At 69.2% G+C, this 21,064-nt stretch carries 16 protein-coding genes and 2 pseudogenes; 12 read left to right on the top strand and 6 right to left on the bottom strand.

Annotation, left to right across the window (positions count from 1 at the left end; genetic code table 11):
* Nucleotides 1-7: 7 nt before the first annotated feature.
* Nucleotides 8-242 (bottom strand): annotated as a pseudogene (locus ABZ860_RS34925) (transposase); the annotation flags it as partial.
* On the bottom strand, nucleotides 218-526 hold the full coding sequence (locus ABZ860_RS34930) for a transposase family protein (protein WP_357228700.1): 309 nt from the start codon (nucleotides 524-526) through the stop codon (nucleotides 218-220). The gene ABZ860_RS34930 and the pseudogene ABZ860_RS34925, both read right to left, overlap by 25 nt.
* A gap of 169 nt (nucleotides 527-695) precedes the next feature.
* Between ABZ860_RS34930 and ABZ860_RS34935 the strand changes: the two genes are divergently transcribed.
* Nucleotides 696-1,325: an SMI1/KNR4 family protein gene (locus ABZ860_RS34935; RefSeq protein WP_357228703.1), complete on the top strand. Its 630-nt coding sequence runs from the start codon at nucleotides 696-698 to the stop codon at nucleotides 1,323-1,325.
* 367 nt (nucleotides 1,326-1,692) lie between these two features.
* On the opposite strand, the gene ABZ860_RS34940 is transcribed toward ABZ860_RS34935, so the two are convergent.
* Nucleotides 1,693-1,908 carry a hypothetical protein gene (locus ABZ860_RS34940; RefSeq protein WP_357228706.1) on the bottom strand — a complete coding sequence of 72 codons (216 nt, stop codon included), beginning with the start codon at nucleotides 1,906-1,908 and terminating at the stop codon, nucleotides 1,693-1,695.
* 236 nt (nucleotides 1,909-2,144) lie between these two features.
* On the opposite strand from ABZ860_RS34940, the gene ABZ860_RS34945 reads away from it, so the two are divergent.
* The 11 genes and pseudogenes from ABZ860_RS34945 to ABZ860_RS34995 all read left to right on the top strand — a co-directional run bounded on the left by ABZ860_RS34945 (nucleotide 2,145) and on the right by ABZ860_RS34995 (nucleotide 12,041).
* Nucleotides 2,145-2,363: a glycosyltransferase gene (locus tag ABZ860_RS34945; RefSeq protein WP_357228709.1), complete on the top strand. Its 219-nt coding sequence runs from the start codon at nucleotides 2,145-2,147 to the stop codon at nucleotides 2,361-2,363.
* Between the two features lie 426 nt (nucleotides 2,364-2,789).
* Nucleotides 2,790-3,257: a general stress protein gene (locus tag ABZ860_RS34950; RefSeq protein WP_357228711.1), complete on the top strand. Its 468-nt coding sequence runs from the start codon at nucleotides 2,790-2,792 to the stop codon at nucleotides 3,255-3,257.
* A gap of 22 nt (nucleotides 3,258-3,279) precedes the next feature.
* The gene (dnaK, locus tag ABZ860_RS34955) at nucleotides 3,280-5,178 is read left to right on the top strand and encodes a molecular chaperone DnaK (RefSeq protein ID WP_357228714.1); all 1,899 of its coding nucleotides are present in this window, start codon (nucleotides 3,280-3,282) and stop codon (nucleotides 5,176-5,178) included.
* A gap of 13 nt (nucleotides 5,179-5,191) precedes the next feature.
* Nucleotides 5,192-5,686, top strand: a complete 495-nt coding sequence (locus ABZ860_RS34960) for a nucleotide exchange factor GrpE (RefSeq protein ID WP_169988667.1) — start codon at nucleotides 5,192-5,194, stop codon at nucleotides 5,684-5,686.
* Nucleotides 5,686-6,675: a J domain-containing protein gene (locus ABZ860_RS34965; protein ID WP_357228717.1), complete on the top strand. Its 990-nt coding sequence runs from the start codon at nucleotides 5,686-5,688 to the stop codon at nucleotides 6,673-6,675. The genes ABZ860_RS34960 and ABZ860_RS34965 overlap by 1 nt, the downstream gene beginning before the upstream one ends.
* Nucleotides 6,672-6,998: a chaperone modulator CbpM gene (locus ABZ860_RS34970; protein WP_357228719.1), complete on the top strand. Its 327-nt coding sequence runs from the start codon at nucleotides 6,672-6,674 to the stop codon at nucleotides 6,996-6,998. The genes ABZ860_RS34965 and ABZ860_RS34970 overlap by 4 nt, the downstream gene beginning before the upstream one ends.
* Nucleotides 6,971-9,607, top strand: a complete 2,637-nt coding sequence (clpB, locus tag ABZ860_RS34975) for an ATP-dependent chaperone ClpB (protein WP_357228722.1) — start codon at nucleotides 6,971-6,973, stop codon at nucleotides 9,605-9,607. The genes ABZ860_RS34970 and clpB overlap by 28 nt, the downstream gene beginning before the upstream one ends.
* Before the next feature lie 3 nt (nucleotides 9,608-9,610).
* Nucleotides 9,611-10,054, top strand: a complete 444-nt coding sequence (trxA, locus tag ABZ860_RS34980; RefSeq protein WP_357228724.1) for a thioredoxin — start codon at nucleotides 9,611-9,613, stop codon at nucleotides 10,052-10,054.
* A gap of 204 nt (nucleotides 10,055-10,258) precedes the next feature.
* A pseudogene (locus ABZ860_RS34985) lies at nucleotides 10,259-10,393 on the top strand (HSGNP motif-containing (seleno)protein); the annotation flags it as partial.
* A 30-nt stretch (nucleotides 10,394-10,423) separates the two neighbouring features.
* Entirely contained in the window at nucleotides 10,424-10,876 is a 453-nt protein-coding gene (locus ABZ860_RS34990; protein WP_357228727.1) for a DUF1931 family protein, read from the top strand.
* A 13-nt stretch (nucleotides 10,877-10,889) separates the two neighbouring features.
* The gene (locus ABZ860_RS34995) at nucleotides 10,890-12,041 is read left to right on the top strand and encodes a glutathione-independent formaldehyde dehydrogenase (RefSeq protein ID WP_357228729.1); all 1,152 of its coding nucleotides are present in this window, start codon (nucleotides 10,890-10,892) and stop codon (nucleotides 12,039-12,041) included.
* A gap of 141 nt (nucleotides 12,042-12,182) precedes the next feature.
* Here the strand turns inward: ABZ860_RS34995 and ABZ860_RS35000 are convergent, their stop codons facing one another.
* The 3 genes from ABZ860_RS35000 to ABZ860_RS35010 form a co-directional block, all read right to left on the bottom strand.
* The gene (locus ABZ860_RS35000; RefSeq protein WP_357228732.1) at nucleotides 12,183-13,181 is read right to left on the bottom strand and encodes a pentapeptide repeat-containing protein; all 999 of its coding nucleotides are present in this window, start codon (nucleotides 13,179-13,181) and stop codon (nucleotides 12,183-12,185) included.
* Nucleotides 13,182-13,545: 364 nt separating this feature from the next.
* Nucleotides 13,546-13,935, bottom strand: a complete 390-nt coding sequence (locus ABZ860_RS35005; protein ID WP_357228735.1) for a hypothetical protein — start codon at nucleotides 13,933-13,935, stop codon at nucleotides 13,546-13,548.
* A 169-nt stretch (nucleotides 13,936-14,104) separates the two neighbouring features.
* Complete coding sequence (locus ABZ860_RS35010) at nucleotides 14,105-20,023, bottom strand: DNRLRE domain-containing protein (RefSeq protein ID WP_357228738.1); 5,919 nt, start codon at nucleotides 20,021-20,023, stop codon at nucleotides 14,105-14,107.
* Between the last annotated feature and the right edge of the window lie 1,041 nt (nucleotides 20,024-21,064).

A 21,064-nucleotide genomic window follows, 5' to 3' on the forward strand; every position in this document is an offset into this window, starting at 1 on the left:
ATCCGCCTCAGTTGGCGAGGAGGATGCGTTTGCGCAGGAGGTCGGGGTTGGCCCCGGCCATACATCTGCCGCTTGAGCATCTTGACGCGGTTGACGTGCCCTTCGACCTTTCCCGAGCTGTGGGGCAAGGTCAAACCGGCTTTGGCGGCGTCGAAATCGCGGCGTAGACCCGTGACGAAGGAGTGCATTTCCGGCAGGTCATCGGCCTGAACCCGCTTCATCCACTGCTCCAGGCCCTCGCCGGTGAGCCGCAGAAAGTCTTCGCGGCGTAGTCGTCGTTGCCGCACCGGAACCGCCGTACCCGCAGGTGAAGCACCATCTCCTGGCCGCCGACCGCGCTGTCGCACACCCGCCGCTCATAGCTGCTGTGCACGCGCTGGGAGACCGTCCCACACCGCGAGCACGCCGCCTGCCTGGAGCCAGTCCTGGCCCGGATCCGGATCGACCTGCCCGACCGGCACACCCCGTCAATCTGCGGGCCGGACAGATGAGGGAAGAGAACCGCGAGCAACTCCGAGATCGTCACCCAGCATGATCAGCAACACCCGGCAGCCGAGCGCTGGAAGATCGCAGAATTAGTGCCAGAGCCGGTTTTCACGTGTCGTCGACACAAGTCTTGGCTTGATCGCACTACTGCCGCCTGGCCGATTTCGCCTGACACGGTGCGGCGGGGTGTCGAGAGGAGACCTTGGACTGTGGGAGATGAGCGGCAGTCAGTCCGGCAGGTCGGTTGGCCCGACAGTTGGTCGTCGCTGTCGTCAGCGGAACGAGTGCGTGCCGTCGCCGCAGCCGTTGCGGACGGGACCACGGCTGTAGCTGATCAGATTCTAGGGCTGACAACTGAGCAGATCCGCGAGGTAGAACGCGACCAGCCGGCGCCGTTGCCGGAAGCATACCGGTGCTTTCTTCTGTTGCTCGGTGGCGGTGCAGGCCACTTTATGCAGGGAACTGACGTCTACCATCCGCGCATCCTTGGTCTGTGGTCCGCGGCGAAGGAGCTTCTGGAGGAGAATGCCTCACCGTTCCGCCTCCAGGAGACTGACCGGGTGATCTCCATGCACCAGGGCTACCAGTTCGATTTTCTGCGAGGTTCGGAAGACGATCCCGAAGTTTGGTCGTATTGCGAGGGTGGCAGTCCAGAGAATGTTCCCACCGCCACGCATGAGCGCTTCACAGATTGGTTGCGCGGCATCGCGGCACGCGAGATCTCGTCATGGCGCCGGCTGACCGCCTCCTACCGCGAGGAACAGGCCAAGTACGCGAAGGACCACCGTCTCTACTACTACCGAATCAACCCGGATGGCACGCGTACCGAAGAGTTCTAGTAGGGCTGGCAACGTAGGGACCATCCGGGGACCACACGCCATGCTCGCAGCCGAACAACCGGCGCGTCACCAGACGTTTGTTCACAGCTACCTAAACCCCGATGAGCTGCGCAGACGTCTACTTCAACGTCCTGGGGGTCAAAGGGTCGTGGGTTCAAATCCCGCCGTCCCGACACTGTTTTTAGCCTTGCCGCAGGCTGCCGCTCATTCCGAGGCCTTGAAACCAATGAGCTCGCCAAATGGTCAAATCGGCCGGTCGCAGCGATTGAGTTAATGATCTACGCTGTAAAGGAAAACTCTATAAAAGTGCTGTCTCAGGAGCAGGTGTCACAGCCTTGTGCTCAACGGATATGACTAGCTGCGGGGGTCAAGCGACGAGCGGGAAAGGCGCTTTAGCCCAGAGATCCAGTGCCTGGGCCGCCTCGATGAAGGCGGTCAGCACCTCGGTGTCGGTGTCGTCCGGGTCTCCGGCAACGTAGCCGCGGGAGATCCTGCCGCTGATGCCGCACATCGCCGGTACGACAACGCCGACCGCACTCACCATCCGCGGCGGCCCGTCCTGCCGGGCCCGCGTCACGAGCAAGCGTCAGACCGCGTCACGAGCAAGCGTCAGACCGCGTCGCGGGCGGCGTTCGAGCAGGAGGGGTGGATCAGGAAACACCGCTTTGAGCTGGATGAGCCTCCCCATGGGCGGCGGGTAGCCGACCACGAGAAACCTATGCATGCTGTGTCGAGCGAGGAGCGCGGACGTGGACTACGAAGAGTTCCTCGAAATCGTGAGCCGCCAGACCGGCCTGGACGCCGAGGCCGCTGAGCGCGGTGCGGTGGGAGGAGCCCTTCGGCATGGTCATGATCGAGGCTCTGGCCTGCGGGACACCGGTGGTGGGACTCAGCAGGAGTGCGGTCCCCGAGGTCGTCCTGGATGGGGTGACGGGCAGTGTCCGTCACGAGGTCGGGCAGCTCCCGATCGCCATCGAGGAGGCCGGGAGCCGGCGGCCGTGTCGGCCTACGCGCTGCAACGCTTCGACGTCCCGGTGATGATCGAGGCCTACGAACGCGTGTACCAGCAGGTCTCCTCGCGGATGCATCAGCCTCCCCGTCCGACTGGACGGGAAGGGTGAATTGCGGGGAGCCACGATGCATGACCGAGTAGGTACAAAGATGCTTCTCATCTGGCGCTCCCATTGGGCGACTTGCCACTTCTCATGAGAGGCAGATGAGGGGCAGGGAGGGTGGTGCGAGGGAACGGGAGGCGAGATCCTGGCATGGGAGACGAAAATCCCGTCGGGTGTTCCACAAGCCGACGGGGGGACACGCGTCATAGGGATTGTTCTCGCTGGTAGAGCCCTGATACCGCCAACGTCGAAGGTGGCGTGGATTCCGGTTCTCCCGCTCCGGCCGATGCGCATCGGCGGCGGAGCGAGTCGTCTTCACGAGCTGGAATAGGCGAGGGGGATCGGTCCCGTGAGCGTCCCGAGAACAGCAGGGCCCCACAAGGTGGTGCTGGCCACCTACAGCAGCTACGACGCGGCCCAGCACGCGGTGGACGTCCTGGCCCGCCACGACTTCCCGATCGCACACGTCACCATCGTGGGCTGCGATCTGCGGTGGGAGGAGAAGGTGCTCGGGCGATGGGGCCTCGGCAGGGCGCTCGTCACCGGCGCGGGTACCGGCGGCTGGATCGGTCTTCTCATCGGCTTGATATTCGCGATCTTCAGCCCGGGGGCCGGATGGGCCATCGGCTCCTCGATCGTGCTCGGGCTGATCTTCGGCCTCGTCTGGGGTGCGATCAGTCACGTGGTGCAGCACCGGGCGTTCGCCTCGATGCCTGCGGTCGTCGCCGACCACTACGACATCCTCGTCGACCCGGAGTTCGCCGACGAGGCCCGGCGCGTGCTCACACACGCTCGTGAGGCCGCTGCGCTCAGGTGAGCGCCAGGAGGGGGATGAGGACATGGCCAAGGCGGTGGGCATCGACCTCGGCACGACGAACTCGGTCATCGCGACCACCGAGGACGCGCATCCGACGGTCGTCCCGAACGCCGAGGGGTCGCGCACGACTCCCTCGGTGGTGGCCTTTACGGACCAGGGCGAGGTGCTGGTGGGCCAGATGGCCAGACGCCAGGCGATCCTCAACCCGAAGGGCACGATTTATTCGGCCAAGCGCTTCATCGGGCGCAAGTTCGACGAGGTGAGCAGCGAGATCAAGGCGGTCTCGTTCGACGTGGTGCCGGGCCCGGACGGCGCCGTGCGGTTCAAGGTGCGCGACAAGCTGTACGCGCCGGAGGAGATCTCCGCCTTCGTGCTGCGCAAACTGGCCTCGGACGCCGGGAAGTTCCTGGGGGAGAAGGTCAACGAGGCCGTCGTCACGGTGCCCGCGTACTTCAACGACGCGCAGCGGCAGGCCACCAAGGACGCCGGCAAGATCGCCGGCCTGGAGGTCCTGCGGATCATCAACGAGCCGACCGCGGCGGCCCTGGCATACGGCCTGGACAAGAAGGGCAACGAGACCGTTCTCGTGTTCGACCTGGGCGGGGGCACGTTCGACGTCAGCGTCCTCGACATCGGCGAGGGCGTCATCGAGGTCCGCGCCACCTCGGGCGACACTCACCTGGGCGGCGACGACTTCGACCGGCGCATCGTCGACCACCTGGCCGACGAGTTCCACAAGCAGCAGGGCATCGACCTGCGGCGCGATCCGCAGGCCCTCCAGCGGCTGTTCGAGGCCGCGGAGAAGGCCAAGGTGGAGCTGTCGGCGGTCACCCAGACGCAGGTCAGCCTGCCGTTCATCACGGCCGACGCGACCGGCCCCAAGCACCTGAACACGACGCTCATGCGCTCGACCTTCGAGCAGATCACCCACGATCTGCTCGAACGCTGCCGGGGCCCGGTGGAGCAGGCGATGGCCGACGCGAAGCTGACGACGAACGACCTCGACGAGGTGATCCTCGTCGGCGGCTCCACCCGCATGCCGGCCGTGCAGCAACTCGTGCGGCGGCTGACGGGCAAGGAACCGAACATGACGGTCAACCCGGACGAGGTCGTGGCCGTCGGCGCGGCCGTCCAGGCCGCCATCATCAAGGGCGAGCTGAAGGACGTCGTGCTGCTCGACGTCACTCCTCTGTCGCTCGGCGTCGAGACGCTCGGCGGCGTGATGACGAAGATCATTGACAGGAACACCACGATCCCGGCCCGCCGCACGGAGACGTTCAGCACGGCGGACGACAACCAGTCGGCCGTGGACGTGGTCATCCTGCAGGGCGAGCGCGAGCGGGCCGCCGACAACCGGGTGCTCGGCCGGTTCCGGCTGGAGAACATCCGGCCCGCGCCCCGCGGGGTGCCGCAGATCGAGGTCACCACCGACATCGACGCCAACGGCATCCTGAATGTCTCCGCCAAGGACAAGGACACCGGCGCCGAGCAGCGCATCACGATCAGCGAGAGCTCCAACCTGGACAAGAGCGAGATCGACCGGATGATCGCCGACGCGGAGCGGCACCGCGCCGAGGACGCGCAGCTTCGCGCCGCGATCGACGCGCGCAACGAGCTGGACTCGGTCGCCCACCAGGTGGAACGCCGGCTGTCGGAGCTGGGCGAGGCCGTCCCGGTGCACGAGAAGGCGCGGGCCGAGCAGCTGATCATGGAGGCGCGTCAGGCGATCAAGGAAGAGGTGCCCGTCGACCGGCTGCGCGGCCTGACCGCGGAGCTGCAGCAGGTCTACCACGGCCTCGGCGTGGCGGCGTCCGCCGCCCAGGCCCAGACCCAGGGGCCGACTCAGGCCGGGCCCGGCCAGGCCGCCGCCGGCCCCTCGGACGAGGACGTCATCGACGCCGAGTTCACCAGCTCCGAATAGCCCGTGACATGACATGACCGAGCGGAATGAGACACCACCTCCGGAGCCCCGGCAGGCCGTCGAGGAACCCGTTGCTGAGAAGCTCGCCGAGCTGGAGGACCGGTGGCTGCGGGCCGTCGCCGACCTCGACAACCTCCGTAAGCGTGTCGCGCGCGACATGGACCGGCAGCGGATCGAGGAGCGTACGCGTGTCGCGGCCGAGTGGCTGCCGGTGATCGACAACCTCGAACTCGCGCTGAAGCACGCGGGCGCCGACGCCGACGCGGTGATCGAGGGGGTCCGGGCCGTCCGCGACCAGGCGGTCGGCGTGCTCGCGCGTCTCGGCTTCCCGCGCAGGGACGACGTCGGGACGCGATTCGACCCCGCCAGGCACGAGGCCGTCAGCACGGTCGCCGTCCCGGACGTCGACGCCGGCACCGTCGTCGACGTCGTACGGCCCGGCTACGGCGACGGCGCGCTGCAACTGCGCCCGGCCTCCGTCGTCGTCTCCACGAAGGCCGACGAGTGATGGCGGAGCGCGACTTCTACGAGGCTCTCGGAGTGCCGAGGACGGCGGACCAGGACGAGATCCAGCGGGCCTACCGGAAGCTGGCCCGCACCTACCATCCCGACGTCAACAAGGCCCCGGACGCCGAGGACCGCTTCAAGGAGGTCTCGGAGGCGTACGAGGTGCTGTCGGACCCCGGGACGCGGCGGCGGTACGACGCGTTCGGGCCGGACTTCCGCCGGGTGCCCGAGGGCGTGGACCCGGCGGCGTACGCGCGCGCCCGCGCCGGAGCGGGAGCCGGCGCGGGGCCGGGCTGGGCGGGACAGGGGCCCGCCTGGGCGCGCGGACCCGGCGGGGAGGAGATCCACTTCACCACCGGCGAGGGCTTCGAGGGCATCGACCTCGAAGACCTGCTCGGTGGCGTCTTCGGCAGGCGCAGGCGCGGCGCGACCGGCCGCGGCTGGGGCCCGGTGCCCGGCGCCGACCAGGAGGCCGAGCTGCCGCTCACGGTGGAGGAGGCCTACCGCGGCGGCCGGCGGAGCATCACGATCCCCGGCCCGGGAGGCGGGCGGACCCTCCAGGTGAACATTCCCCCCGGCGTGACCGACGGCCAGCGGATCCGGCTCGCGGGTCAGGGCGGCGCGGGCAGCGACGGCGCCAGGGCGGGCGACCTCTACCTGATCGCGCGGATCGCCGACCACCCCCGCTACCGCCTCGAGGGGCGCGACATCCACGTCCGCCTTCCGCTGACGCCGTCGGAGGCCGCGCTGGGGGCGACTGTAGCGGTCGACACGCCCGGCGGGGAGGCGAAGGTCAAGGTGCCGCCGGGCACCTCGTCCGGGCGCCGCCTGCGCCTGCGCGGACAGGGCATGCCGAACCCGCGCGGCCGGCCCGGAGACCTGCTGGCCGAGGTCCGGATCATGGTGCCGCCCACGCTCGGCGACGAGGAGCGCCGCCTGTACGAGCAACTGGCCAGGATCTCGGCGTTCAACCCGAGGAGCCCGTCATGACCTATCCGCTCGTCCGGCTCGCCCAGGTGGACGTCGGGCACCTGGACCTGGAGTCCTTCTCCCGGGCCACGGGACTGCACCCGGAACTGGTGCGTCGCCTGGTGGCGCTCGGGCTGATCGAGGCCTGGACCGGCTTCTCGGGCGGCCTGTGCTTCCCGCCCGCCCAGGTCGCCGCCGTGGGGCGCCTTAAGCGCCTGCACGCGGGGCTCGCCGTCAACTACGCCTCCCTCGGCCTCGTGACGGACCTCCTGGACCGCATCGCGGAGCTGGAGGCGGCTCTGCGCACCCATACGAGATGGACCGGAGACAGATCGTGGACCTGAACCGCCTGACGCAGAAGTCGCAGGAGGCCCTGCACGACGCCCAGACCGCGGCGATCCGCTTCGGACACACCGAGGTCGACGGGGAGCACCTGCTGTTGGCGCTGGTCCGGCAGCCCGACGGGCTCGTCCCGCGCCTGCTGTCCGCCGCCGGCGCCGACCCGGACAAGCTCCGGCTCGAACTGGAGCACGAGCTGGAACGGCGGCCCCGCGTCACCGGTCCCGGCGCCGCTCCCGGCCAGGTCTACGTCACCCAACGACTGTCGCGGCTGTTCGACGCCGCCGAGCGGGAGGCCGGCCGGCTGAAGGACGAGTACGTGTCGGTCGAGCACCTGCTGATGGCGCTGCTGGACGAGGGCGTCGACAGCGCGGCGGGCCGGCTGCTCAAGGGACACGGGCTGACCCGTGAGCGCTTCCTGCAGGTCCTGACGCAGGCACGCGGGAATCAGCGGGTGACCTCCGCCAATCCGGAGGTCGCCTACGAGGCGCTTGAGAAGTATGGGCGCGACCTCGTCGCCGCGGCGCGGGCGGACAAGCTCGACCCGGTCATCGGGCGGGACGGCGAGATCCGCCGGGTCGTCCAGATCCTGTCCCGCAAGAGCAAGAACAACCCGGTCCTGATCGGCGACCCGGGCGTGGGCAAGACGGCGATCGTGGAGGGCCTCGCGCAGCGCGTCGCGCGCGGCGACGTACCGGAGGGCCTGAAGGACAAGACGATCTTCAGCCTGGACATGGGCGCGCTCGTCGCGGGGGCGAAGTACCGCGGCGAGTTCGAGGAGCGCCTGAAGGCCGTGCTCACCGAGGTGACGGCGTCCGAGGGACGCATCCTGCTGTTCGTCGACGAGGTGCACACGGTGGTCGGTGCGGGCGCCGCCGAGGGGGCGATGGACGCCGGCAACATGCTCAAGCCGATGCTGGCCCGCGGCGAGCTGCACATGATCGGCGCGACGACCGTGGCGGAGTATCGCAAGCACATCGAGAAGGACGCCGCGCTGGAGCGCCGCTTCCAGCCCGTCTTCGTCGACGAGCCGTCGGTCGAGGATTCCATCTCCATCCTGCGCGGGCTGCGCGAGCGGCTCGAGGTCTTCCACGGCGTGAAGATCCAGGACGGCGCGATCGTCGCCGCGGTCGTGCTGAGCCACCGCTACATCTCCGACCGCTTCCTCCCCGACAAGGCGATCGACCTGGTCGACGAGGCGTGCGCCATGCTCCGTACAGAGATCGACTCGATGCCCGCGGAGCTGGACGAGCTGACCCGCCGGGTGACGCGGCTGGAGATCGAGGAGGCGGCGCTCGCCAAGGAGGACGACCCGGCGAGCCGGGAGCGCCTGGAGACGCTACGCAAGGAGCTGGCCGACCTGCGGGCCGAGGCCGACGCCATGCGGGCCCAGTGGGAGGCCGAGCGGCACGCCCTGCGCAAGGTGCAGCAGCTGCGCGAGGAGATCGAGAGCGTACGCCGGGAGGCCGAGCAGGCCGAGCGCATGTACGACCTGAACCGCGCGGCCGAGCTGCGGCACGGCAGGCTTCCCGAACTGGAGCGCAGGCTGCGTGCCGCGGAGGAACAGCTGGAGAGCAAGCAGGGCGGGCACCGGCTGCTGCGCGAGGTGGTGACCGAGGAGGAGATCGCCGGCATCGTGTCGCGGTGGACCGGCATCCCGATCAGCCGCCTGCAGGAGGGCGAGCGGGAGAAGCTGCTACGGCTCGACGAGATCCTGCACCAGCGGGTGATCGGCCAGGACGAGGCCGTGCGGGCGGTCGCCGACGCCATCATCCGGGCGCGCTCGGGGATCAAGGACCCCCGCCGCCCGATCGGGTCGTTCATCTTCCTCGGGCCGACCGGAGTCGGCAAGACCGAGCTGGCCAAGACGCTGGCCGAGGCATTGTTCGACACCGAGGAGAACATCGTCCGCGTCGACATGAGCGAATACCAGGAGCGCCACACCGTCAGCCGCCTCGTCGGCGCCCCACCCGGGTACGTCGGCTACGAGGAGGGCGGCCAGCTCACCGAGGCCGTGCGGCGCAAGCCCTACTCCGTGGTGCTCTTCGACGAGATCGAGAAGGCACACACGGACGTGTTCAACACGCTGCTGCAGGTGCTGGACGACGGGCGGCTCACCGACGCCCAGGGGCGCACGGTCGACTTCCGCAACACCGTGATCATCATGACGTCCAACATCGGCTCGCACTACCTCAGCGAGAAGGCGGCGCCGTCGGGCGAGATCGACCCGGAGGTGCGCGAGATGGTCATGGCGGAGCTGCGCGCCCGCTTCCGCCCCGAGTTCCTCAACCGCATCGACGACATCGTGCTGTTCAAGCCGCTTACCGAGGCCGAGATCGAGCAGATCGTCACGCTGATGTTCAACGACATCAGAGCGCGGCTCGCCGAGCGCAGGATGACGCTCGAGATCAGCCCGGAGGCGGTCCGCCACATCGCCGAGCGCGGGTTCGACCCGATCTACGGAGCCCGCCCGCTGCGGCGTTACATCGCCCGCGAGGTGGAGACCCGGGTCGCGCGGGCGCTGGTCGCCGGCGACGTCCGCGACGGCGCGACCATCCGGGTGGAACTGTCCGGCGGCGAGATCGTGGTCACGTACGAGAACCCGGAGGGCTGACCGATGCCGCCGAAGGTCGTCGAGTCGAGCGTCGTCCGGTGCCCGCACTGCGGCCGGAACAACCGCGTGCCCAAGGCGGGGGCGGGAGCGCCGCGCTGCGGCGAGTGCCGCGAGTCGCTGCCCTGGGTGGTGGACGCGCGGGACGAGGACTTCGCCGAGGTCGCCGAGGCGGCGCGGATTCCGGTCGTCGTCGACTTCTGGGCGTCCTGGTGTGGGCCCTGCCGCATGGTGAGCCCGGCGCTCCAGCAGGTCGCCACCGAGCTGGCCGGGCGGATCAAGCTGGTGAAGGTGAACATCGACGAGGCGCCAGAGACGTCGCGGCGCTTCGACGTGCGAGCCGTGCCGACGCTCGTCGTCCTGCGGCTGGGGCGGGTCGTGGCCCAGCGGGCCGGTGCGGCGCCGGCGCCCGTGTTGCGGAAGTGGGTCGGCGATGCGCTGGCCGGATGAGCTCACCGAGTCGCCCGATCCGCAGGGCGCCTACCCCCGGCTGAGCGATGTGCAGATGCGGACGCCGGCCGCCCACGGCGAGCGTCGCCCGGCTCACCGGGACGACGTGCTGTTCGCGGAGGGCGACCCGTGCGCCGCCTTCCTCGTCGTACTGAGCGGCAAGGTGGCGAGGGCGTGCCGGACTCCACGAGCCGGTCGTTCCCGCTGGAGACCAGCAGAGCGGGTGTGTTCGCGGCCGGCGACATGCGGAACGGGTCGATCAAACAGGTCGCGTCGGCCGTCGGCGAGGGCGCGATGGCCGTGCGCCTCGTGCACGAACACCTTCAGCTGAGGGGCTGAGCGCCCACGCGGGGAGGAAGGGGACTGGCGATGGCAGAAGTGATGGCGGTGCCGAGGTTCGAGCGGTTCTTCAGGACGGCGGCGGGCCTCGACGTCGACAAGGAGGATCTCCGGCGCTACAGCGACTTCGTGAACCAGAAGCTGTACGACCTGCTGGTGATCGGCCAGGCCCACGCGAAGGCGAACGTCCGGGACGTCGTCGAGACCTGGGACCTGCCCATCACCAAGGGCCTCCAGGAGAGCATCCACCGGTTCCGCGACCTCGACGAGGACATCGAGCTGAAGCCCATCCTGGAGCAGCTCGCGGCGTTGCCTCCGCTCGACCTGTCCATCGGCGAGGAGGTGAGAAAACGGCTGCCCGAGATCGTCGGCGGGCTGTCGCTGGCGCTGGCGCTCACGTTCACCATCCTCGATCCCGGCCTGAAGAATCCGAGGACCGAGCAGTGGGAACGCGTGATCCGCGTTTTCGAGCTGCTGCTCTAGAAGCGAGGACATCATGAAGGCAGTCGTATACGAGGGACCCCGACAGGTCGGCGTCGAGAACGTGCCGGACGCGCGGATAGAGATGCCCACCGACGTCCTGGTCCGTGTCACCACGACCAACATCTGCGGGTCGGACCTGCACATGTACGAAGGCCGGACCGACCTGGAGCCGGGCCGTGTCCTCGGCCACGAGAACCTCGGCGAGGTGGTCGAGGTGGGGCCGGGAGTGGTACGCGTCCGCGTCGGCGACATGGTCTGCGTGCCGTTCAACGTCGCGTGCGGCTTCTGCGCCAACTGCGAGAGAGGCCTGACCGCCTTCTGCCTCACCACCAACCCGGAGCCGGGGGTGGACGGGGCCGCTTACGGCTTCGCGGACATGGGCCCGTACAACGGCGGCCAGGCCGAGCTGCTACGCGTGCCGTTCGGCGACTTCAACTGCCTGGTCCTGCCTGAGGACGCGCGGGAGAGGCAGAGCGACTACGTCATGCTGGCCGACATCTGGCCCACCGGCTGGCACGCGACCCAGCTCGCCTGTGTGCAGGCCGGCGACTCGGTCGTGATCTACGGGGCGGGGCCGGTCGGCCTGATGGCCGCCTACTCCGCGACGTTCAAGAGCGCAGGCATGGTGATGGTCGTGGACCGCCACCCGGACCGGCTGGCCAAGGCCGAGGAGATCGGGGCGATTCCGATCGACGACTCCAAGACGTCGCCGGTCGACCAGGTCATGGAGCTCACGCACGGCAGGGGCGCCGACCGGGGCTGCGAGTGCGTGGGCTTCCAGGCGCACGACCCCCAGGGGCACGAGCATCCCAACATGACGCTGAACAACCTCGTCAAGTCGGTGAGGTTCGCCGGGACGATCGGGGTCGTGGGCGTGTTCATCCCCACGGATCCCGGCAGCCCCGACGACCTCTACAAGCAGGGCGAGATCGCCTTCGACTACGGGATGTTCTGGTTCAAGGGCCAGACCATGGGCAACGGCCAGTGCAACGTCAAGAACTACAACCGGCAGCTCTGCACCCTCATCCACCAGGGGAAGGCCCGGCCGTCGTGGATCGTCTCACACGAGCTGGATCTGGACGACGCGCCCGGCGGCTACGAGCACTTCGACCGGAGGGATCCCGGCTGGACCAAGGTCGTCCTGCATCCCGCCGGCATCGGCTGACCCGGCCCGTCGTGGGAGTGGGCCAAGGGGTCGTGGGTTCAAATCCCGCCGTCCCGACGCAGCTCAGAGGGCTGCGCCGCCGAGTGTGATGGTGAACTCGTGGAGCATCGCGCCGTGGCAGATAGCGTGATCATCGGCAGATTACGTGGACTTGGATGGCCGGCCTTTCTCGGCGGCGAGCTTTGGGACGGCGAATTCATCGTAGGTGCGGGGACTGATGGGTGGGAGATTCCGTTGGCGCGTTGGCTTGATGCGTGAGGTGTCGAAGCCCTCGGGCCATTTGGTCTTCTCGTCGAAGACCACTCGTTTCAGCGAGGCGCCTGCAAGGTCGGCGCCGGTGAGCGTGGCCTCGCGAAGGTCGGCGTAGTCCATCCGAGCGCCGCGTAAGTTGGCATTCCGCAGGTCGGCCCTGGTCAAATCTGTTCCACGAAGGTCAACGCCCTCCGCGATGACCCCGGTCAGGACGGCGTCGCGTAGGTCGGACTGGTAGAGAACGGCGTCGATGAGGTTCGTCCCAGCCAGTCTTACTCCGGTGAGATCTGCTCGGGTCAGATCGGCTCCGATGAGGGAGGCCTCCGTCAGGTCGCTGAAGTGGAGATCCGCGTCCCGGAGTCGAACGGAGGCGAGGTTGGCCTTGGGAAGGACCAGGCGGTCGAGAAAGAGCACCTGACCTCGGATCGGGGCCCGGCGGCCGAGCACAGTCAGCGCTGCGTGGATGTCGGGGGCGCGGAGCGAAAGGTTGACATCGCTGCCAGGCGGTGTGCCGGCCTGCCGCGCGTGCGCGGCACCTCGTTGAGGATCGCGGCTGCGGTTGCCGACGAACGAGGACAGGATCTCCGAGATAGACCGGCGATCGTCTGAGGAGGAGCGGGAGATGCGTTCGAGAGCGTAGATGCCGCCGAGGCGGACGTCCAGGTTCGGATCGCCCAGGTGGGTGATGGCAGCAGCAAAGGACTCGGTGGCCTGCCCGTGACGGCTGAGCTGTAGTTGACGCCAGGTCAGATAGGCGCCGATCAGAAGTACCAAACCACCGACTCCTTGGAGCAGGGCGGTTCGGATGTCGTTCACCGCGGCGGCGTAGTCGTCCGGTGCCTTGGCGGTGCCCAGGTCCCACGCGAGGACATATCGGGGAAGGAACAAGGTGCAGGCCAGTGTGATGAGTCCTGAGAGCGCAGTGAAGACGAGAGGCGCGGATATCCAATATCGGCATGGGGCGCGTCCCCGCATGATCTTGTCTGTTCGCACAGGGTGGCCGGGGAGACGAGGTATGTGATCTTCGAAGCGGCTCATGGGCACCCGAGGAGATCGGCAATGGGATCAGTGGTTCCACTGTCTCGCGAGCGCAGTTACATGGCCAGGAGCGCCACTGTACGGTTTTCGACTCTGGGCGGTGTGGGGTAGCCGATCTCAATGACTGGGTACCAGCAGGTCGGAGCCGTGATCACGCGAAGGTGATCACGGCTTTTTCTGTTTCTCGTTGCTCGTTTGTTGCTCGGACGAGCCGTCAGTTGCCGACACCCCGCTGTACGGCCTGCCAGCGGTCGAGCACACGGTGAAGGCCTTCCGCGGACAGGCGTAGGTGCGGGCGGACGAGCAGTTCGCGGGTGGGATGCAGTTCGGTGTGCCGCCGCGTCAGCATTGTGACGGCCTGATAGGCGCAGTGGAGGGCCGCGACAGCGGCGGCGGTGGGTGACGACGGCACCGGACGACCGCAGGCACTCGACCGCAACCGCGCATCGCCGAGCTGGTGCGTGAGCTCGCGCTGGCCCGGCAGCGCCAGGCAACGATCGACGAGCTCGCCTGCCGCCTGCCCCGTCGCCGACGACAACCCCGCGCCGCGCACCGCCGATGCCGCAGACGGATGACCGACGACCAGCAGCCCCGCGGGAATCAACCCCTGAGGTCTCCATCGCGGCCGGGGAGGTTCGTCCTGACGGTCGCGATGGGTGTGACGGCGTCCGACGCGGCTTTCGGGCATGGCGATGGTGTGGGAAGTGCCTTTCCTGGCTTGGAAAGGCACTTCCCTAGACCTTCGGCGGCCTTACCTCATTCACCCATGAGCGTCACCGGAGACCGCGGCGCCACCAGTGGCGGCCCCGCCACCCCACGCGGCCGATGCCGTACAGCGCACCGGACAGGCCGCCGATCGCGCTGTTCTCCCAGTACGCCCTGGCGCAGCCGCTCAGCGTGCGCCTGCGGAGACAGCTGTAGGTGCCGAAGCCCACGCCGACGATGAAGGATCCCCGGCTGACCCAGCGCCGGCCGCTGCTCGACCACCGGTGGACGAAACCGCCGAAGCCCGTGCGTCTGTTCCAGCCGTACCGGAACGCCCGGTAGTGGACCTTGGCCCGGCGCCAGACGTGCCTGGCCTTGTGGCGAATCTTGCGGCACCAGCCGCAGCCCCACTTGCCGTCCAGGTCGGTGCAGTTGACCGGGTCACCCGAGCAGTACTCGTAGGCGTTTGCGCTGCCGCCCGGCACCGGGTCCAGCTGCAGGAACCGGCCCAGCGACGGATTGTAGAGCCGCACGCCCATGAGCATCGTGCCGTCCAGGGTGTCGGCGGCGCGCTGCTTGCCGCCCAGCCAGCCGTACCTGCGGGCCGGGCCGCGCGCCACCCCGTACTCGTCGGCGTCCACGACGGTGGCGGTCTCGGTGCCGAGCGTGTATTCGGTGCCGACGTCGCCGTGCAGCGTGGTCAGTTGCAGGCGGACGTCGCCGTTCGCGCCGGTGACGGCCGCCAGGTCGCCGTCGAAGCCGGAGACGTTCCTGAGCACCGTGCCGCCGGGCTCGGCGCTCCAGCGCGGCGAGTCGCCATCGGAGCCGTAGTGGTTCACGACGGTGCCCGCCGCGGTGGTGGTGGACCTGAACCGGTCGGCCGGGTCCAGCGCCCAGGTCATCGTCTGGCCGCCGACGGTCTGCCGGCGGGCCAGGTCGTTGACGTGGTAGTCGAACGTCGTCCCGCCCGGCAGGGCGGTCGTACGGCCGAGCGCGTCGTAGCGGTAGCCGTCGCCCACCAGCCGGTCTCCGGAGTCGTAGGCGTAGGAGGTGATCGCCGCCGCGGCGTCGTCGGCCTCCGGGCACGTGTCCGCCTGCGACTGGACGGCCAGGCGGGTCCGGTTGGAGTTGGCGTCGAAGCCGTAGCGGCGCAGCGCGCACACGCCGCCCGCCGACTCCCTGGCCGAGGTGAGGCGGCCCGCCTTGTCGTAGCCGTAGGCGCGCTCGTACCCGGCGTCGCTGCGCGCGTCCGCGGCCCACTGGCCGTGCACCGTCTCGATGACCTGCTTGCTCAGCACGGGCTGGTCCAGACCGTCCTTGGTGTAGAGGCGCGAGACGTCGGCGCCGGTCTCGTCGTCGGTCACGCTGACGTGCACGCCCCCGGGAAGATCGCCCGAGGCGAACTCGCCGTCGGCGTCGTAGCGCGCGGTGAACGTTCCCGCCACCGAATCCGTCATCGTCACCGCCAGGCCGCGCGGCTCGGCCGCGGTGTCGTAGCCGTAGGTGACGCTGGACGGCGCGGAGTCGGTCACCTTGGTGGTCCGGTCGAGCAGGTCGTACTCGGTCCTGGTCACCCCGCCGTCGGCGTCGGTGTAGGAGATCCGCCTGCCGAGCCGGTCATAGGCCATGACGATCCGCTCGGTGACGTTGCCCGCGGCGTCCAGGCGCTGCTGCTCGGCCACCTCACCGGAGTCGGGCGCGTACAGCGTGGCCACGGCGCCCAGCGCTTCACCCACGCCGCCGGTGACCCACTGGCGGATCTGGCGTCCCGCCTGGTCGTAGGCGGTGTTGGTGACGCGGGTGATGCCGTTGGCGGTCTCGGAGACCGTCAGCGGGTTGCCGTAGCGGTCGTAGGTGGTGATGGCGGTGGGCAGTTCGTCGGGATTGTCGCCACCCCCGGTGATCTTCCCGGCGGGCGCCGTCCGGCACACCAGTCCCGCCCACGCCGGCTTGCCGCCGCACGGCGCGCTGCCGGAGGCGGTGTAGTACGTGGTGATCGTGGTGGCCGCGTCGTTGCCCTTGGGCAGCACGGTCTTGACGACGTTGCCGTCGCCGTCGTACGACGTGGCCGTCACCAGGTTCAGGCCGCCGGGGTCCTTGACGGTCTTGAGCGGCTTGCCGAGCGTCCAGTCGTACTCGGTGGCGGTCACCCGCGTGTCCCGGTCGTCGCCGCCGAGCAGGCGTGCGCTCACCTCGGTCCTGGTCACCAGGTCCTTGGTGGGCGCGTCGCCGGGACGCCCCTGGTCGTAGGTGTTGACGGTGTGCTCCCTGGCCGCCGCGTCCTCGCCGCCCACCGACACGACGTGCAGCGGGCCGAGCGTCTCCAGCTCCCGGGTGCCGTCGTCGTTGTACGTCGAACGCTTGGACAGCAGCTCGGCCCGTTCGGCCGTGGGCAGCCCGGAGATGCCGAGCTCGGCCAGGCGTGGCGAGGTGCCGAGCGCCAGCTCGCGGTTGCTTTCCGACAGCTCGCGCACGACGTTGCCGAACTTGTCGTATTCGGTGGCCGACAGGTGGCCGCCCGGCGTGAGCTGGTTGACCTGCCGCCCGTTGGCGTCGAGGTAGCTGACGGTGGCTCTGGTCCAGGAGCGGCCGTCGGGGATCTGGTCGCCGGGGAAGACGGCGGTGGCGTCGGTGGGGTTGTCGTGCTGCCCCCAGGCCGCGGTGTGCTGCGGCAGCAGGTCGGCCGGTCCACCGGCGGCCTTGTCCAGCGGCACGTTGTAGACGATGGAGGTGCGGTTCTCGCCATCCGCCTGGTCGGCCGTGCCCGGCTTGAGCGCCTGCCTGACCGCGCTGGTCAGCCTGCCGTCGGCGTCGTAGACGAACGTCCACGGGAGCTGGCCAGGCGGCGTGAGCGAGGTGAGACGGCCATTGGTGTCGTAGCCGTAAGCCGTCTTGAGCGCAGGCGCGATGCGCGGGTCCCATGACTGGGCCAGGCGGCCGGCGCTGTCGTAGGCGTACTGCGCGACGGCCACGGGGGTGCCGGAGTCGTGGAACAGCACCTGCTTGACCCGGCCGGAGTAGTCGCCGCCGCCGGTCTGCGTGGCGTAGACGAGCTCCAGCACCCGGCAGCCGGGCTTGGGCGAGGGCAGCGCGCAGTCCACACCCGGGTCGGACACCGCGCTGGTGGGCGCGATGACGGCCTTGAGTCGCTGGGCGCCGCCCGCGGCCTCGTAGACGTAGCGTGTGATGTTGTTCGCGCCGGGCGGGGTGGTCGTGGCCGGCAGGTACGAGGTCGCGCCCGCGGGCTTGGTGAACGTGGTGACCACGCCGTCGGCGTCCTTGAGCGTGTAGGAACCGGTCAGCGTCAGCTCCTCGGCGCCCTCCTCCGGCTTCCAGCCGTCGCGGGTCTTGGTGAACTGGATGGGCGTACCGTCCACCAGCGTGACCTCGACGGAGCTGGCGGAGGTCTCGCGCAGCGCCGCGTACTCGGAGTCGGCGACGTCGGACACGCCGCCGGCCGACCACTCGGGGCCGAACGGAGACACCTGCGAAGCGATCTTGGCGCCGGCCTTGGGGTCGCGCGAGGAGTTCGTTCTCGACAACGCCAGGCCGAACAGCTCGGCCTCGCTTTCCTCCACCCGGAAGTCGCCGGTCAGCAGGTTGACGCTGCCCGGCCCCACCTTCTGCGTCTCGGCTCCCGACGCCTGCCGGTCCGCGACGACGTCGGCGGCCGGTGTGCCGGCCGAGTCCGAGGCGTTGGCGAACACGGCGCGGACCTGGACGGCGCCGTCGCCGCTGAGCTGGTCGACCAGGTTCCAGGTGAGCCCCGACACCGTCGCGGTGCCGCCGGCGACCTTCGCCGCGACCGGCCAGCCCGCCAGCGGCTTGCCGTCGGCGCCGAGCACGTTCGCGACGGGGATGTCGGCCCATTCGTCGGTCTGCGCGCGCCGCCACTGGAAGGTCACCCGGTCGTACTCGCCGCGCCCGGTCGCGGCCAGCTCGGTGCGGCGGGCCGTACGCGTGCCGTCGGCCGGCGCGGTCAGCGCGCCCGCTCCGACGTTGAAGCTGTACGTCACCGCCTCCGAGGCGTTGCCCGCCCGGTCCAGGGCGTACGCCGTCAGCGTGTGCGGCCCCGCGGCCTGCGGAGTCACCGTGAACGTGACGGCCGCGCCGGTCGTGGCCGCTGTGGCCGTGTCGCCGTCGTCGAGCCGGTAGGCGATCTTGGCGACGTCGGAGTCGGCCGGCGTGGCGGTGAACGTGGCGGGCTCACCGGCGTCGCCGTGCCATCCGGAGTCCGGGTGGGAGCCGCTGGTCAGCGTGGGCGCCGGCGGCCGCGTGGTGTCGACGGTGAACTGCCGGGACTGGGACTGCTTGGAGTCCAGCGAGCCGTCGTTGGCCCAGGCCTTGAGCGTGTAGGTGTGGCCGTTGGTCAGCTTGCCGGCCGGCATGGTGGCGTTCGAGAAGCCGCCGGAGGCCACGTACGCGCCGTACAGGCCGGTGGTGACCGCGGTGCTGCCGTCGTACACCTCGAACTTGGCGCGCACGTTGCCGCCGTCGGCGTCGCCGACATGGGCGTACAGCAGGGGCGTCACCGTGTTGGTGTAGAGGACGCCGCCCACCTCGCTGTTCGGGTTGGTCCAGACGGACAGCGGCGTGCTCGGGTAGGAGTTGTACGTCACCGCGATGTACGGCGTGTGCGAAGCCGCGTTGCCGGAGTTGAACCGCTTCCATCCGTACGGGTCGGACTCGTCCGAGGCGCGCAGCCCCATGCCGGACTTGGCCCAGCCCTTGTCCGCCCAGTACTGGGCCAGCGACGTGACGTTGGCGGTGACCCAGCCGTCGGCGCAGGCGGAACTGTAGCCCTTGGTCTGACTGGAGGTGGCGTACTTGGCCGCCATGGCGGGGCCCGGGTAGCGGCTGGAGGTGGAGGCGTTGTCGGCGGACCACACCTCCCAGTTCTTGGCCGTACAGGACCAGGAGTGGAAGTTCCACAGGTTGAGCGTGGCAGAAAGGATCTTCCGCCCGGCCAGGCCGGAGGTGTTCCAGGTGATGAACGACTTCGCGATCTGCCCGCTGCCGTTGTTGCCGATCTTGAGTTCGGTGGAGGCCGACTCGTCGGTGTTGTAGCCCTGCTCCACGAACGTGTCGAACGCCTCGCCCACGTTGAGCGACGGGTCGACGGTGACCGGGTAAGCGGTGGCGGGGTCGCTCAGGAAGGCCGGATCGGGCGTGAGCACGAGGTCCTTGCCCGACACCTCCATTTTCACCGGCGCGCGATGCGTGTGCTCACCGGAGGCCTGGTCCACCCGCGCGTCCCACATCACGGGCGCGGGCACGGTCGCCGCGACCTTGCCGCGCTTGTCCACCAGGTCGACGCCGCCGTCCTTGGCCTGGCGGGCCGTAAGCCCGGGGGCCTCCAGCCGGAGCCGGTAGGACAGCGGGACGGCGGGCCGCTGCTTGAGCAGCAGGAACTGCTCGGCGCCGGTCCTGGTCGCGGTGACCGTCAGGTCGGCGCCGGGCAGCACGCCGGGGTAGGTGACGGTCTCGCCCGACACCTGCGGCGACGGGAGCGCGCCCGGCCAGCGCAGGGTCAGGCGGGTGTCTCCGGCGGCCACGCTGATCAGGTCGGTCGCGGAGGCCGCGGCCTGCTTGGCGCCGCTCGGGCGCCCGCCGATGCGCAGCGCCCTGCCGTGCGACCTGGGGGTCACCGTGCCGTCGGCGGCCGCCGTGAGCGCGAGATCGACGGGCTTCCACCCGGCGCCGTCGCGCACCCTGACCGGCCCGGCGAACATCTCTTCGGTGAGGGAGCCGTCGGGGTTGGCGTAGGTGGTGGAGGTCTCGGTGCGTGCCGATTCGATCTCGATCCGCCTGCCGGTGAGCCGGGCGGTGAGCCTGGCCGAGCTCTCATCGGGCGCGCTGGGCCCGGCCGGAGCGGTGGAGGGGTCGGTCGGGGCGGCCGGGGCGGCCGTCGGTGGGGGTTGGGGGGAGGGGGTGTCCGCGTACGCCGTGGGAATATCCGCGACGGTTACGGCCAGTCCTATGGACAACACAGCGGCGATGGCCCGGTCTGACGGGGTCCTCCGACGGACGCGGGCGCGTTTTGATGCCACTCTTCGGTCTCCGATCCACGCGCTCTGGGAGAGGTATGACCAGCGGTTGCGGCATGATCGTAAGAGGCGTGATCAACACGGGGAACAGGCGGCGGAGATCGTTAAGGTCCCGGCCAGTTCGCATTCATGTTCGGTAACGGGAAGAGGAGTGGCCGCGACCGCCAGTGACGGGCCGACCATCGTCGGCGCCACCCGAGTCGTTCTGCAGTCAGACCACGAGCCGCGTCACATGGGCCGGGGCTGGAGGGTCTTGTGGTGCTCCTCCCATAAGTCCTCCGCGCCCGCGTGATCGGCGAGGAATCGATCCCGGACCCGGGCGAGGTCGGCCGCCGCCACACGCGGCGCGTGGATACGGTCGGCGCGAGAACAATCAAGGCCCGGTTCGGGAATCTGTCCCTGACCTGGGCCTTCGTGGTGGAGCGGGTGAGAGGAATCGCCATGAGGAAAGTGCCTTTGAGCTGATCGGTGCTGCCTACTGCTGTGATGTGCCTTTTCGTGCCGTTCTATCCAATAAGTCCTCGCGGGCCTGCCGGTGTCGTCGCCGCGGGCCGTGCCGTACCGGGTACACGCGAGAAACTACCGAGCGACCATGTGCTCATGACTGGTGTTCCCCGCCGGATGGGGAGGTCGATCGGATCCCTTAGCTGGTCCACGCCCTGTGTGAAGGGGTTGGAAGAGGTGCGGGAAGTGCAAGCGAAGGGTTGTACGGCGGCTCGCCGGGGACTCGTGGCTGAATCCCGGGCGGTCGTCGCATGCATCAAGGTCGAATGGTGAAGGAAACCTGGTTGCGTTGCATATCGTAAGTCGGATTCTGGGCTGAATGTCCATTTCTCGTATCGAGAGAATCTTGACTTCCGGTGTGAATATTGAAAGCCTGCAAGGCTCGCTTTCCGGTCAATAGACATGAGTTGACGAGGTAGCCTTGGCTCAGGAATCACCCTTCGACGCGCCTCTCCCGCGCCCCAGCGCGGCTCCGCC

The sequence above is a fragment of the Microbispora sp. NPDC046973 genome, from assembly GCF_040644495.1.
Taxonomy (GTDB): Bacteria; Actinomycetota; Actinomycetes; order Streptosporangiales; family Streptosporangiaceae; genus Microbispora.

Excerpts from the sequence above, each read along its gene's own strand:
- ABZ860_RS34970 (WP_357228719.1), top strand. The coding sequence starts at position 6,672 with ATGACCTATCCGCTCGTCCGGCTCGCCCAGGTGGACGTCGGGCACCTG.
- dnaK (WP_357228714.1), top strand. The coding sequence starts at position 3,280 with ATGGCCAAGGCGGTGGGCATCGACCTCGGCACGACGAACTCGGTCATC.
- ABZ860_RS34990 (WP_357228727.1), top strand. The coding sequence starts at position 10,424 with ATGGCAGAAGTGATGGCGGTGCCGAGGTTCGAGCGGTTCTTCAGGACG.
- ABZ860_RS34995 (WP_357228729.1), top strand. The coding sequence starts at position 10,890 with ATGAAGGCAGTCGTATACGAGGGACCCCGACAGGTCGGCGTCGAGAAC.
- ABZ860_RS34960 (WP_169988667.1), top strand. The coding sequence starts at position 5,192 with ATGACCGAGCGGAATGAGACACCACCTCCGGAGCCCCGGCAGGCCGTC.
- ABZ860_RS34965 (WP_357228717.1), top strand. The coding sequence starts at position 5,686 with ATGGCGGAGCGCGACTTCTACGAGGCTCTCGGAGTGCCGAGGACGGCG.
- clpB (WP_357228722.1), top strand. The coding sequence starts at position 6,971 with ATGGACCGGAGACAGATCGTGGACCTGAACCGCCTGACGCAGAAGTCG.
- trxA (WP_357228724.1), top strand. The coding sequence starts at position 9,611 with ATGCCGCCGAAGGTCGTCGAGTCGAGCGTCGTCCGGTGCCCGCACTGC.